14 protein-coding genes are annotated in these 13,494 nt (G+C 64.7%); 10 read left to right on the forward strand and 4 right to left on the reverse strand.

What is annotated here, in order from left to right:
- Positions 1–30: 30 nt before the first annotated feature.
- Together AC07X4_RS05050 and AC07X4_RS05055 are read left to right on the forward strand one after the other, a co-directional pair.
- Positions 31–963 carry a 2-hydroxyacid dehydrogenase gene (locus tag AC07X4_RS05050; RefSeq protein WP_494739441.1) on the forward strand — a complete coding sequence of 311 codons (933 nt, stop codon included), beginning with the start codon at positions 31–33 and terminating at the stop codon, positions 961–963.
- 73 nt (positions 964–1,036) lie between these two features.
- A complete protein-coding gene (locus AC07X4_RS05055) occupies positions 1,037–1,369 on the forward strand; it encodes a nucleotide pyrophosphohydrolase (protein WP_494739442.1) in 333 nt (110 codons plus the stop codon).
- A 177-nt stretch (positions 1,370–1,546) separates the two neighbouring features.
- Here the strand turns inward: AC07X4_RS05055 and AC07X4_RS05060 are convergent, their stop codons facing one another.
- From AC07X4_RS05060 to AC07X4_RS05070, 3 genes are read right to left on the reverse strand one after another with little or no spacing between them, the layout of a single operon-like run.
- Positions 1,547–2,584 carry a DctP family TRAP transporter solute-binding subunit gene (locus tag AC07X4_RS05060; protein WP_494739443.1) on the reverse strand — a complete coding sequence of 346 codons (1,038 nt, stop codon included), beginning with the start codon at positions 2,582–2,584 and terminating at the stop codon, positions 1,547–1,549.
- 38 nt (positions 2,585–2,622) lie between these two features.
- Entirely contained in the window at positions 2,623–3,921 is a 1,299-nt protein-coding gene (locus AC07X4_RS05065) for a TRAP transporter large permease (RefSeq protein WP_056745317.1), read from the reverse strand.
- A complete protein-coding gene (locus tag AC07X4_RS05070) occupies positions 3,918–4,481 on the reverse strand; it encodes a TRAP transporter small permease (RefSeq protein WP_056059347.1) in 564 nt (187 codons plus the stop codon). Before AC07X4_RS05070 ends, AC07X4_RS05065 begins: the two co-directional genes overlap by 4 nt.
- A 217-nt stretch (positions 4,482–4,698) precedes the next feature.
- Here AC07X4_RS05070 and AC07X4_RS05075 point away from each other — a divergent pair, with 217 nt between their 5' ends.
- The 6 genes from AC07X4_RS05075 (at position 4,699) to AC07X4_RS05100 (ending at position 10,038) form a co-directional block, all read left to right on the forward strand.
- Positions 4,699–5,631, forward strand: coding sequence for a LysR family transcriptional regulator (locus tag AC07X4_RS05075; protein WP_056059345.1), 933 nt, complete (start codon positions 4,699–4,701; stop codon positions 5,629–5,631).
- A gap of 181 nt (positions 5,632–5,812) precedes the next feature.
- On the forward strand, positions 5,813–6,709 hold the full coding sequence (locus tag AC07X4_RS05080) for an amino acid ABC transporter substrate-binding protein (protein WP_099731252.1): 897 nt from the start codon (positions 5,813–5,815) through the stop codon (positions 6,707–6,709).
- 117 nt (positions 6,710–6,826) lie between these two features.
- Entirely contained in the window at positions 6,827–7,726 is a 900-nt protein-coding gene (locus AC07X4_RS05085; protein ID WP_056745312.1) for an amino acid ABC transporter substrate-binding protein, read from the forward strand.
- A gap of 108 nt (positions 7,727–7,834) precedes the next feature.
- Entirely contained in the window at positions 7,835–8,593 is a 759-nt protein-coding gene (locus AC07X4_RS05090; protein WP_056059340.1) for an amino acid ABC transporter permease, read from the forward strand.
- A gap of 1 nt (position 8,594) precedes the next feature.
- A complete protein-coding gene (locus tag AC07X4_RS05095; protein WP_056059987.1) occupies positions 8,595–9,260 on the forward strand; it encodes an amino acid ABC transporter permease in 666 nt (221 codons plus the stop codon).
- Positions 9,261–9,300: 40 nt separating this feature from the next.
- On the forward strand, positions 9,301–10,038 hold the full coding sequence (locus tag AC07X4_RS05100) for an amino acid ABC transporter ATP-binding protein (RefSeq protein ID WP_056059339.1): 738 nt from the start codon (positions 9,301–9,303) through the stop codon (positions 10,036–10,038).
- A 107-nt stretch (positions 10,039–10,145) separates the two neighbouring features.
- Here the strand turns inward: AC07X4_RS05100 and AC07X4_RS05105 are convergent, their stop codons facing one another.
- Entirely contained in the window at positions 10,146–11,066 is a 921-nt protein-coding gene (locus AC07X4_RS05105) for a MurR/RpiR family transcriptional regulator (protein WP_055400817.1), read from the reverse strand.
- A 99-nt stretch (positions 11,067–11,165) separates the two neighbouring features.
- Between AC07X4_RS05105 and AC07X4_RS05110 the strand changes: the two genes are divergently transcribed.
- Together AC07X4_RS05110 and AC07X4_RS05115 are read left to right on the forward strand one after the other, a co-directional pair.
- The gene (locus AC07X4_RS05110; protein WP_494739444.1) at positions 11,166–12,347 is read left to right on the forward strand and encodes a M20 family metallopeptidase; all 1,182 of its coding nucleotides are present in this window, start codon (positions 11,166–11,168) and stop codon (positions 12,345–12,347) included.
- Between the two features lie 43 nt (positions 12,348–12,390).
- Entirely contained in the window at positions 12,391–13,380 is a 990-nt protein-coding gene (locus AC07X4_RS05115) for a Bug family tripartite tricarboxylate transporter substrate binding protein (protein WP_099731250.1), read from the forward strand.
- The last annotated feature ends 114 nt before the right edge of the window (positions 13,381–13,494 follow it).

A 13,494-nucleotide genomic window follows, 5' to 3' on the forward strand; every position in this document is an offset into this window, starting at 1 on the left:
CTCTTTTATTTGCTCCGCGATTTTTGATCCATGAAGCCCGTCCTTCTTGCCCTCATGTTTTTGTCTGAAGAGCACATCGCCCAGATGGCCCAGACCTTTGAAGTGATCTACGCCCCCGATGCACCGCAGGCCGCCACCGCCATCGCGCAGCACGGCAGCCGCGTGCGTGTGGTGCTCACCATCGGTGCGGTGGGCCTGAGCCCGGCGCAGATCGATGCGCTGTCCGCGCTCACACTCATCTGCGCGCTGGGCGCAGGCTACGAGAACGTGGCGGTGGCCCATGCCAAGGCGCGCGGCATTGTGGTGGCCACCGGTGCAGGCACCAACGACGACTGCGTGGCCGACCACACCTGGGGCCTGCTGATCGCGGCGCAGCGCCGCATCCTGCCGCTGGACAAGGCCACCCGCGCCGGCATCTGGCGCACGGCCTTGCCGCTGCCGCCCAACGTGTCGCACAAGCGGCTGGGCATCATCGGCCTGGGGACCATCGGCAAGAAGATTGCCCAGCGCGCGCTGGGCTTCGAGATCGAGGTGGGCTACCACAACCGCAGTGCGCGAACCGATGTGCCTTACCGCTACTTTGCCGATGTCACGGCGCTGGCCGAATGGGCGGACTTTCTCGTGGTCGCCACGCCGGGCGGCGCGGGCACTAGGCACCTGGTCAACGCAGACGTGCTGACGGCGCTCGGCGCGCGGGGCGTGGTGGTCAACATCGCACGCGGCAGCGTGATCGACACCGCCGCCCTGGCCGCCGCGCTGCGCGACGGCCGCATTGCTGCCGCAGGGCTGGATGTGTATGAGAGCGAGCCCGCCCCTCCGGCCGAGCTGCTGGACCTGGACAACGTGGTGCTCACGCCCCATGTGGCGGGCTGGTCGCCCGAAGCCGTGCAGGCCTCGGTGGACCGGTTCATGGAGAACGCCCGGCGCCATCTGGCGGGTGAGGCGCCGGTCACGCCGGTGTGACCGGTTTGGGGCTGTGCAGGTCGATAGCGCCAGTGGAATATGCGCTGCTAGCTATTGAATCAGGAGCAATGGAATGTCTGTCGATCTGACGGCGCTGCAGACCCGGTTGCGCGCGTTTGCGGCGGAGCGGCGGTGGCAGCCGTTCCACACCCCCAAGAACCTGGCGATGGCGCTGATGGTCGAGGCGGCCGAGCTGGCCGAGATCTTTCAGTGGATGACACCGGAACAGTCGCTCGCCGTGCGTGAGGACCCGGCGCTGAAGGAGCCCATTGCCGATGAGGTGGCCGACGTGCTGCTGTACCTGCTGCAGCTCGCGGACCACGCGGGCGTGGACCTAGCGGAGGCCGTGGAGCACAAGCTGCGCAAAAACGCGGTCAAGCACCCAGTTCCCGATGGTTTGAAATGAAAGCGGCCGGTAGCGCTAGTGCAATACGCCTTTAATGCTATCAAATGGATAGTGGAATAGCGGGCACGTCCCCAGCTGTTGCTTTCGCGCCCGCCCAGCAAAAAGCCCCGCCATGGCGGGGCTTTGGCAAACACCAGGCGACTGCTCGCACCGGTGACGGACGGGCCCACTCAAGGGTCACTTCTTGCGTGCAGCAATGGCCTTCTCGGCAGAGCCCACGAGGTCGGCGCCGATCTGGCCCTTCCACTTTTCGTACACGGGGCGCGTGGCCTTCACGAACGCGTCGCGCTCGGCGGCGGACAGCTGCGTGACGGTCACGCCGTTGGCGGCGATTTCCTTGAGCAGGGGCTTGTCGGCCTCGACCATGCCCTTGCGGGCGATGGCGATTTCTTCCTTGCCGGCGTCGATGGCGGCCTGCTTCACGATCTCGCGGTCCGCAGGGGTCCACGAAGCCCAGATGTCCTTGTTCACCACGAACACCAGCGGGTCGTTCACGTAGCCCCACATGGTGATGTGCTTCTGCGCCACGGTATGCAGCTTGGCGGCCTGGTACACGGCGATGGGGTTCTCCTGGCCGTCCACGGCGCCGCTGGCGAAGGCGGGCTGCGCGTCGGCCCAGCTCATCTGTGTGGGGTTGGCGCCCAGTGCGGTGAAGGTGTCCAGGAACAGGGGCGAGCCCACCACGCGGATCTTCAGGCCCTTGAGGTCGGCGGGGCTCTTGATGGCCAGCTTGGAGTTGGAGATTTCGCGGTAGCCGTTTTCACCCCAGGCCAGGGGCACGACGCCGGCCTTGTCCAGCGTGGCGAAGATCTGCTTGCCCACATCGCCCTGCGTCACTGCATCGACGGCGGCGTAGTCAGGGAACAGGAAGGGCAGCGAGAACAGGTTGAGTGCCTTGACCTGGGGCGACCAGTTGATGGTGGAGCCCACGGCCATGTCGATCACGCCCTGGCGCAGCGCGCTGAACTCGCGCGTCTGGTCGCCCTGGATCAGCGACACCCCGGGGTAGAGCTTGATGTTGATGCGGCCCTGGGTGCGCTCGCGCACCTTGTTGGCCCACAGCTCGCCGCCCTTGCCCCAGGGAAAGGCCGTGCCCAGCACCAGCGACATGCGGTACTCGCTCTTGTACGCGGTCTGCGCGATGGCGGCTGGGGCGGTGAACGCCAGGGCGGCGGCAGCGGCCACGGCGGAAGTGAGGAAGGTGCGCAGTTTCATTGTTTCAGTCTCCTGGTTAGAAATTCGTCGGCAAGGGGTCAGTAGCCCAGTTTGGCGGGCAGCCACAGGGCCAGTTGCGGGAAGGCGATCACGGCCACCATCACAAGGAACATGGCGAACAGCATCCAGCCCACCCAGCGCACGGTCGATTCCATGCGCACACCGGCAATGCGGCAAGACACCATCAGGTTCACGGCCAGTGGCGGGGTGAACTGGCCCAGAGCCACCTTGAGCGTGAGGATGACGCCAAACCACACCGGGTCCCACTTGTAGTGCTGCATGATGGGTAGCAGCAGCGGCACAAAGATCAGGAAGATCGAGATGCCGTCAAGGAACATGCCCACCGTGATCAGCAGCACGATGAGCAGCGCCAGCACGCCGTACTCGCCCAGGCCCGAGTTCACGATGGCGTTGGCCACCGGGTCGATCACGCCCAGCGTGGACAGCGAATACGCAAAGATGCCCGCGAGCGACACCACGATGAGGATCACGGCGGACAGCTCGCCCGATTCGCGCAAGATGGGGAACAGGTCGCGCACAGAAATCGTGCGGTGGATCACCATGCCCACGAACAGGCCGTAGAACACCGCGACCACGGCGGCTTCCGTCGGCGTGAACCAACCGGCCCGCATGCCGCCCAGGATCAGCACCGGTGCGGCCAGGCCCCAGGTGGCCTCGCGCAGGCTCTTCCAGAATGGGGGGCGGGGCATGGTGGCTTCGAGCGCGCCCATCTTGTGCTTGCGCGCCATCCACACGGCGGGCACGATCAGCGCCACGCCTGCCAGGATGCCGGGGATCATTCCGGCCGCAAACAGCGCGGGCACCGAGGCGCCCGGCACCAGCACCGAGTAGATGATGAACGCGACCGAGGGCGGGATCAGGATGTCCGTGGCCGCGGCGGCCCCCACCACGCTGGCCGAGAACGAGGGCGGGTAGCCCGCGCGCGACATGGCCGCGATCATCACCCCGCCCACAGCGGCGGCATTGGCCGGGCCCGAGCCCGAGATGCCGCCCAGGAACATGGCCACCGCAATGGCCACCAGCGGCAGCATGCCCGGGCCACGCCCGACGATGGCCACGGCGAAGTTCACGAGGCGCAGCGCCACGCCCGAGCGGTCGAAGATGGAGCCCACCAGCACGAACATCGGAATGGCCAGCAGCGGGTATTTGCCCAGCCCGGCGTAGAAGTTCTGCGGCACGGCCAGCAGGCCGAACCACTGGCTGTCGGCATTGGCCAGCGCGATGGCGGCGGCTCCGGCCAGGCCCAGCGCGGCACCAATCGGCACGCCCACAAACATCAGGCCCAGAAAGGCCACAAACAGCAGCGTGGCGATCATGGTTGCGCATCCTTGTGCGCCGGGGCGGCATCGCTGACCGCGCCGCGGCTGCGGCGGATGAACAGCCCGATGGCGCGTGCCGTGATGAGCGCAGAGAACACGGGCAGCCAGATCGAATACCACCACTGCGGCACGCCGATGCCGGGGGAGGTTTCGCCAAAGCTGTAGTCGTCCCACACCACGCGCACGCTCAGGACGGCGATGACGCCAAACAGCAGGGCCACGGTGGCCGCGCCCAGCATGGACAGGCGCTTGCTGCGCAGGGCAGAGCCGCCCTCGGCAAAGTACTCGATGCGGATGTGCTGGTCACGTGCCACGGCGGCCGAGCCTGCGATGAGCGCCAGCGCGATCATCAGGAACACCGAGATTTCTTCTGTCCAGGCGAACGAGGAGTTGGTGAAGTAACGCACCAGCACGTTGGCAAATGTGATGAGTGCGAGGGCCGCCATGACGATGACGGTGAGCCAGTCTTCAAGGCGCAGCGAGCGGGGCTCGGCCTCGGGACTCGCGGCGCCGGGCAGTGCGTCGGTCGCAGGCCCTTGGGGGGAGGAGGAGGACATGGGGCAGGGGAAGGAGGAGAACAAACACGGGAGCATGCGGGTCGCCCTGCCCGGCAGTGTTGTGCACCAGGGGCCTCGACGCGGAGCGCTGTAGGCGCCGCTTTCTATTATGCGATGGGTTGCTATGCATGCACACCATTGGTGCGCCGCGTCAGCACTGTGTAAACCCTCATGCCAGCGGCCAGCACGGTGTAGCCCGCGCGCGGATAATGCACCGATGGAAACCAAGTGGCTTGAAGATTTCGTCAGTCTTGCGGAAACCCGCAGCTTCAGCCGGTCAGCGCAGCTGCGGCATGTGACCCAGCCAGCGTTCTCGCGGCGCATCCAGGCGCTGGAGGCCTGGGCCGGCACTGACCTGGTGGACCGCAGCTCCTACCCCACCCGGCTGACCCCGGCCGGCAAGACCCTGTACGACCAGGCCCTGGAAATGCTCCAGTCGCTGCAGAACACGCGTGCCATGCTGCGCGCGCACACCAGCGCAGGCAAGGACATGATCGAGTTCGCCGTGCCCCACACGCTGGCGTTCACGTTCTTCCCGGCCTGGGTGTCCAGCCTGCACGACAAGTTCGGCCCGTTCAAAAGCCGCCTGATTGCGCTGAATGTGCACGACGCGGTGATGCGCCTGGTCGAAGGCGGGTGCGACCTGCTGATCGCATACCACCACCCCTCGCAGCCCTTTCAGCTCGATGCCGATCGGTATGAGATGGTCAGCCTGGGTCAGGAAGTGTTGTCGCCCTACAGCAAGGCCGACGCCGAGGGCCAGCCCGTGCACCGCCTGCCCGGCCGCGCAGGCCAGCCGCTGCCCTACCTGGGCTATGCGCCCGGCGCTTACCTGGGGCGGGTGACCGAACTCATCCTCAAACAATCGCAGACGCCCATTCATCTGGAGCGCGTGTACGAGACCGATATGGCCGAAGGTCTCAAGGCCATGGCGCTGGAAGGGCATGGCGTGGCCTTCTTGCCCCACAGCGCCGTGAAGAAGGAGTTGCGCTCGCGCCGCCTGGTCAGCGCCGCGCCCCCCGACACCGAAGGCCTGCAGATGACCATGGATGTGCGCGCCTACCGCGAAAAGCCCAATGGCAAGGACACCCCCAAAGGCACGGCGCAGGCGCTGTGGACCTACCTGCAGGCCCAAGCGGCCTCATGCTAAGGGTAAATACGGACATAAACACTTTGCATAGTTGTGCGCGCAAACGGCATTGGAATTTCACCGTAACGACACGTACAGTCTGCGCCATCGCCGGATCGGTGGATAGCAGCGTGTGCCTTGGCAGGGCCCCACGGTGGCACGAAGATTGCAAACCCGGTTCATTCCTTCACAGAGGCATCGTATGAAAGTTCAGCATTGGGGATTGGCCTGGGGCCTCGCAGCACTGTGCTGTGCGGTCGGTGCGTCTGCGCAGGCCAGCGTGCTGGAGCGCGTGGCTGGCGGTGGCAAGCTGGTCATTGCCTACCGTGAATCCTCGGTGCCTTTCTCGTACGTCGACAGCCAGTCGGGCAAGCCTGTGGGCTATGCGCTGGACCTGTGCCTGCGCATGGCCGAGCTGGTGCGCAAGAAGACCGGCAAGAAGGACATGGAGATCGAGCTGGTGCCTGTCACGCCGGCCAACCGCATCGCCATGATCGAGCAGGGCAAGGCCGACATGGAGTGTGGCTCCACCACCAACAACGCCGAGCGGCGCCAGAAGGTGGCCTTCACCATCCCCCACTTCATCACCGGCGCGCGGCTGCTGGTCAAGTCCTCCAGCACCATCGACAGGGTGGAGGATCTCAACGGCAAGAAGCTGGTGTCCACCAAGGGCACGACGCCCCTGAAGGCGGCCGACCAGGCCAACCGCGAGCGCCTGATGGGCATCACCATCGTCGAAGCCCCCGACCATGCCAAGGCGGTCGAGATGGTCGAGAAGGGTGAGGCCGATGCGTTTGTGATGGACGACGTGCTGCTGTACGGCCTGGCGGCCGGGCGGCCCGACCCCAAGGCGCTCAAGGTGGTGGGCCGCTTCATGACCACCGAGCCACTGGCCATCATGCTGCCCAAGAACGACCCTGAGTTCAAAAAGCTGGTGGACGAGGAAATGCGCCGCCTGATTACCAGCCGCGAGATTTACCCGATTTACGACAAGTGGTTCAACAAGGCCATTCCGCCCAACAACACCGTGCTGAGCCTGCCGGTCAGTTACTTGTTGCGCGACTTCTGGAAATACCCTACCGACCAGGTCCCGTTCTGACTAATATCCCTGGTTGCGTGCTACCCCTTTTTGGAGTGCGGTCCTGACCGGTTACCCCCGGCTGGCCCCTGTCTCTAAAATCCCCCCCTTTTTCGTTTTCAACACAAGGAGATCCCTATGAAGAAACATTTGCTCGCGGTTGCCGTGACCGCCTTGGCTGCAGGCAGCGTATTTGCCCAGGCCAATGACACTCTGGCCAAGATCAAGGCCTCCGGCAGCGTGACGCTGGGCGTGCGCGAGTCTTCGGGTCTTTCGTACACGCTGGGCAACGGCAAGTACGTGGGTTTCCACACCGAAATGGGCGAGATCGTTCTGCACGACATCCAGAAGCAACTGGGCTTGCCCAAGCTGGATATCAAGTACCAGCCCGTGACCTCGCAAAACCGTATTCCGCTGGTGACCAACGGCACCGTGGACCTGGAGTGTGGCTCCACCACCAACAACGCCGCCCGCCAAAAGGACGTGGCGTTTGCCGTGACCACCTATGTGGAAGAAGTGCGCACCGTGGTGAAGGCCAACTCGGGCATCACCTCGATCAAGGACCTGAACGGCAAGACCGTGGCCACCACCACCGGCACGACCTCCGTGCAGACCCTGCGCAAGCACGAACGTGCTGGCGGCATCGACTTCAAGGAAGTGTTCGGCAAGGACCACGCCGACAGCTTCCTGATGCTGGAAACCGGCCGTGCTGACGCGTTCGTGATGGACGGCTCCATCCTGGCTGCCAACATCTCCAAGTCCAAGAACCCTGCCGATTACAAGATCGTGGGCGAAGTGCTGTCGGTGGAACCCATCGCCTGCATGCTGCGCAAGGACGACCCCGCGTTCAAGAAGGCTGTGGACGACTCCATCAAGCGCCAGATTGCCGACGGCTCGCTGGCCAAGCTGTACGACAAGTGGTTCATGCAACCCGTGCCACCGACCAACACCAAGATCGGCCTGCCGATGTCCGACGCTACCAAGGCAGCCTGGGCATCGCCTAACGACAAGCCCATGGAAGACTACGCCAAGAAGTAAGCTCTGTAACGCTTGTGCCCCTTCGGCCAGCTGGTTTGAAGGGGCTTTTTTGTTGGGTCGGCCCAGTGGGTCCCCCAGCGCAAAACCAAAAATTAAAGGGGTGCTCCTATGAGTTGGGATTGGCAGGTGTTCTGCCAGGACACCATGGACCGGGATGTGGTGCAGGGCTGCTTTGGCAAAGGCGGCGAGATCACCTACCTGGACTGGATGCTGTCGGCCTGGGGCTGGACGGTGTCCGTTTCGCTGCTGGCCTTGCTGCTGGCGCTTGTGTTGGGTTCATTCATCGGTACGCTGCGCACCTTGCAGGATCGCCCGATGATCGTTCGGCTGGGCAATGCCTGGGTCGAGCTGTTTCGCAATATTCCGCTGCTGGTGCAGATTTTCCTGTGGTACCACGTGCTGCCCAGCCTGTTCCCGGTGCTGCGGGGCGTGCCCGGTTTTGCGCTGGTGGTGCTGGCGCTGGGCTTTTTCACCTCGGCACGTATCGCCGAGCAGGTGCGCTCGGGCATCCAGGCCCTGCCACGCGGCCAGCGGTATGCCGGCATGGCCATGGGTTTCACCACCTTCCAGACCTACCGCTATGTGCTGCTGCCCATGGCGTTTCGCATCATCATTCCGCCGCTGACCAGCGAGACGATGAACATCTTCAAGAACTCGTCCGTGGCGTTTGCCGTGTCGGTGGCCGAACTCACCATGTTCGCCATGCAGGCGCAGGAAGAAACCTCGCGCGGCATCGAGGTCTATCTGGCGGTGACCACGCTGTACATCATCTCGGCGTTTGCGATCAACCGCATCATGGCCTTCATTGAAAAACGCGCACGCATCCCTGGCATGGTCGTGAGTGGCGCGGCCGGAGGGGGGCATTGACATGAATCTCGATTTCTCCTTCTACAACTGGGACCTGATCTCCAACTTCGTGCTCAAGGGGCTGTACTTCAGCCTGATCCTCACGCTGGTGGCCACCATCGGGGGCGTGCTGTTTGGCACCGTGCTGGCACTCATGCGCCTGTCAGGCAAGAAGTGGCTGGATGTGCCCGCCACCATCTACGTCAACGGCATGCGCTCCATTCCGCTGGTGATGGTGATCCTGTGGTTCTTCCTGCTGGTGCCTGCCATCATCGGCCGCCCCATTGGCGCGGAAGTGTCTGCAGTCATCACCTTCATTGCCTTTGAGGCAGCGTACTTCAGCGAAATCATGCGCGCTGGCATCCAGTCCATCCCACGCGGCCAGGTGTACGCCGGCCAGGCATTGGGCATGACCTACGGCCAGAACATGAAGCTGGTGGTGCTGCCCCAGGCGTTCCGCAACATGCTGCCCGTGCTGCTCACCCAGACCATCATTCTGTTCCAGGACACGTCGCTGGTTTACGCCATTGGCGCCTACGACATGCTCAAGGGCTTTGAAGTGGCGGGCAAGAACTTTGGTCGTCCGATCGAGGCGTACCTGGCCGCTGCGGTTCTGTACTTCATCATGTGCTATGCGCTGTCCTGGGCGGTCAAGCGCCTGCACCAGAAGATCGCGATCATCCGCTGATCGAGGCTGGTGCAAAAGAGATTGGATTGAGGAAAAAGAAATGATCGAACTCAAAAACGTATCCAAGTGGTATGGCCCGGTGCAGGTGCTCAACGAGTGCTCGGCCACCATCAACAAGGGTGAAGTGGTCGTGGTCTGCGGGCCCTCGGGCTCTGGCAAGTCCACACTCATCAAGACCATCAACGCGCTCGAACCCTTCCAGAAGGGCGAGATCACGGTCGATGGCGTGAAGCTGCATGACCCCAGCACCAACCTGCCCAAGCTGCGCAGCCGCGTGGGCATGGTGTTCCAGCACTTCGAGCTGTTCCCCCACCTGTCGGTGACGGACAACCTGACCATTGCGCAGATCAAGGTGCTGGGCCGCAGCGCGGACGACGCCAAGAAGCGCGGCCTCAAGATGCTGGAGCGCGTGGGCCTGATCGCCCACAAGGACAAGTTCCCCGGCCAGCTCTCGGGCGGCCAGCAGCAGCGCGTGGCCATTGCGCGCGCGCTGAGCATGGACCCCATCGTGATGCTGTTCGACGAACCCACATCCGCGCTCGACCCCGAAATGGTCGGTGAAGTGCTGGACGTGATGGTGGGCCTGGCCAACGAAGGCATGACCATGATGTGCGTGACCCACGAAATGGGCTTTGCCCGCAAGGTGAGCAACCGCGTGATCTTCATGGACGTGGGCGGCAAGATCCTGGAAGACTGCTCCAAGGACGACTTCTTCAACAACCCCGACGCACGCCAGCCGCGTACCAAGGACTTCCTCAACAAGATCCTGCAGCACTGAACGGTGCTTGCCCCCCCTGCCGCAAGGGTTGGGGGCTACAAAAAAAGCGCTCTCCGGAGCGCTTTTTTCATGGGGCTACCCAAGGCTGAACGTCTGCCGCGCGCAGGCTAACGCTTGCTCCGCCGACCGGCTGGCGAGGGGCTTTCCACGATGAGTTGCGACTCGAAATCCGTCCACAGATCGTCGCGCCGCTTCAGTGCCTCGGACACCGCCTTGTGCCGCAGCTGGGCCACGGCCGACACCAGCGCATTGCACAGGAAAAACGCGGCGGTGTAAGAGTCGAACGGCGACGCATTGGACGTGCGCACCTGCAGCCGGTGGTGGGACAGCGCGGCCAAGGGCGCAGCGGCGCTGTCGGTGATGGCCAGCACCTGGGCCCCCGCGTCGCGAAAGCGCTGCGCCACTTTCACCGGCCCGCTGGCGTAGCGGCGGATGCTGAAGACCAGCAAGGCATCTTCGGGCTGGATCCACAGCAGCTGGTCGGTGGCGTCCACCGCGCCAGCCCCCAGTTCGTGCACGCCCGGGCGGCACATGTTCAGGTGCAGCGCCAGCCAGGCGGCCACCGGGGCACTGTTGATCTGCGCCAGCACAAAGATGCGTCCCTTGCCCTGTGCGATACGTGCCACCATGGCCTCGAAGGCCGCCATGTCCAGTCCGTCGCGCGTGGTGGTGAGGTTGTGCTGGTCGTGCAGCAGCGCGTCGTCCACGCACTGCTGCAGGCTGCGCCGGGTGCCGATGGTGACCGGCGCGCGCTGCCCCGCCGTTTGCAGCAGGGCGGTGACCTCGGCCCGCGCCTCGCGCTGGGCCTCGGCATAGCTGCCGTAGCCCAGCTTGGCAAACAGCCGCACCACGGTCGATGCACTGGTGCCAGTGCGCGCAGCGAGGGCGGTGGCGGACTCCAGCAGTGCGTGGGGGTAGTCGCGCCCCAGGGCCTCGGCCAGCGCCCGTTCGCTGGCGGTCAGGTCGGCGTCCTGGCGGGCCAGCCGCTCGGTCAGCAAGGCGCTGGATTCGTGCAATGATGATTTCATAAAATTCTCATTCGTGCAAAATACGTTGCAGAACCCCGGGTCGCGTGCAACACTGCGGCCCAAATTTTGCCCCTACCTGGGGCTTGCCCAAGGACAACGATGCTCAATACCCTGAACGAAGGTCTGCTGCCGGTGCGTGCGCAGGTCCTGGACTGGCTGGCCAGACAGCAGCAGTCCATGCAAGACCTGTTGCAAAAAGTGGTCAATATCGAGAGCGGCAGCCGCAATGAGGCGGGCGTGACAGCCGTGGCCCATGCCCTGGCCGAGCGCCTGCAGGCGGCCGGTGTGCCGGTGCAGTTCGAGCCCGTGCCCGGTTATGGCGTGCTGCTGCATGCGCAGGTCAACCCGGCAGAGGGCGCTGCAGCCGGTGGCGCGCCCATCATCCTCATGGGGCACATGGACACGGTGTTTCCCGATGGCACCGTGGCCAAGCGCCCCTACCGCGAAGAAGCGGGGCGCGCCTACGGCCCAGGCGTGGCCGACATGAAGTCCGGCCTGGTGCTCAACGTGTTTGTGGCCGAGGCCTTTGCGCGCTGCGGCGGCCTGCAGGCGCCGCTGCACCTGTTCTTCTCGTGCGATGAAGAGATCGGTTCGCCCGCCACGCGTGACCTCATCATGGCCCGCGTGCGGGGGGCGCGTGTGGTGTTCAACGCCGAGCCGGGCCGTGTCAGCGGCAACGTGGTCACCAGCCGCAAGGGCTCGATGGTGGTGGAGTTCGAGGTGCAGGGCGTGGCCGCGCATGCAGGCATCAACCACGCCGCTGGCGCCAGCGCCATCGAAGCCCTGGCCCGCAAGACCTTGGCGCTGCATGCGCTGACCGACCCGGCCACGGGCGTCACCTGCAACGTGGGCGTGGTGCAAGGGGGCATCGTGCCCAACATGGTGGCGCCCCACGCCCGCGCTGAGGTGGACCTGCGCTTTACCGCCGACACCGACCCCGACGAACTGCTGGAGCGCGTGCGTGCCATCGTCGAAGAAGAGTCCGTGCCCCGCACTCAGGGCCGCATCACCACCACGCGCCGCACCCTGCCCATGAAGCCCACCCCGGACGACCTGCTGGCGCTGTACCAGCAAGGCGCGCGGTCGCTGGGCTTTGAGGTGCAAGGCGAGTTCACCGGCGGCGCGGCCGACAGCGGCCTGACCGCATCGGTGGGCGTGCCTACGCTGTGCGCCACGGGCCCGGTGGGCGGCCACGCACACACCGAACGCGAGTACTGCGAGCTGTCCACCTTTGTGCCACGCGCGCAGGCCGTGGCGCTGGCCGTGCTGGCACACCCCTGATTTTTTGTACCTTCCCGCCCCTTTTTTGAGTTCTTTGATCGTCATGCACACCACACCTTCCCGTCGCCACCTTCTGACCACCGGACTGGGCCTTGCTGGCCTCGCTGCGCTGCCCGCCATGGCGCAAGACAAGTTCCCTTCGCGCCCGATCACGCTGGTGGTGCCCTTCCCGCCGGGTGGGTCGGTGGACATCATGGCGCGCCAGTATTCCGAGCCGCTGTCGCGCGTGCTGGGCGTGCCCATCGTGGTGGAAAACCGCGCCGGCGCCGGTGGCTCGGTGGGCGCGCAGTATGTGGCGCGCTCCAAGGCCGATGGCTACACCCTGGTCGTGTCATCGCAAAGCAGCCACCTGGCCAACCCGCTGACCCAGCCCAAGATCGGCTACGACCCGGTCAAGGATTTTGAGAACATCGCCATCCTGGGCCGCCAGCCCAACGCGCTGGTGGTGCACAGCAGCCTGCCGTTCAAGACCTTCAAGGAGTTCATCGACTACGCCAAGAAGAACCCGGGCAAGCTCAACTACGGCAGCGGCGGCGTGGGCAGCATGGGCCAGCTCAATGTGGAAATGCTCAAGGTGTCCACGGGCGTGTTCACCACGCACATTCCCTACCGTGGGGGCACGCCGCTGATCACGGGCGTGCTGGGCAACGAGGTGCAGTTCATCCTCGACAACCTGGTCATCATGCTGCCCCACATCCAGGCGGGCAAGGTGCGCGCCCTGGCCGTGGCGGCCGACCAGCGCCTGCCGCAACTGCCCGATGTGCCCACCATGGCCGAGGTGGGCCACCCCGAGCTCAACCTCACCTCCTGGACAGGCCTGGCCGCGCCTGCGGGCACACCCGATGCGGTGGTGCAGACGCTGTACAAGGCCGTGCGCCAAGTGGCCACATCGCCCGCCATGGTGGCCAACCTCAAGGACCGGGGTGTGATCGTGCCGGAAGAGATGTCGCCCGCCGCGTTCGAAAAAATGATGGCGGACCGGATGGTGAAGTTCGGCGCGGTCGTCAAACGCGCAGGGATCACCGCCGAATAAACCGGCAAATCTGCCTCTGGCGCTACCGTGGTGAGCCATTTCACGCGGTAGCGCTACGAACATATGCCTCGCCAGCTATGAAATTGAGAGCGTTTGGAGGCGGCATGTCCGCAA

The sequence above is a fragment of the Acidovorax sp. GW460-11-11-14-LB4 genome (assembly GCF_059423685.1).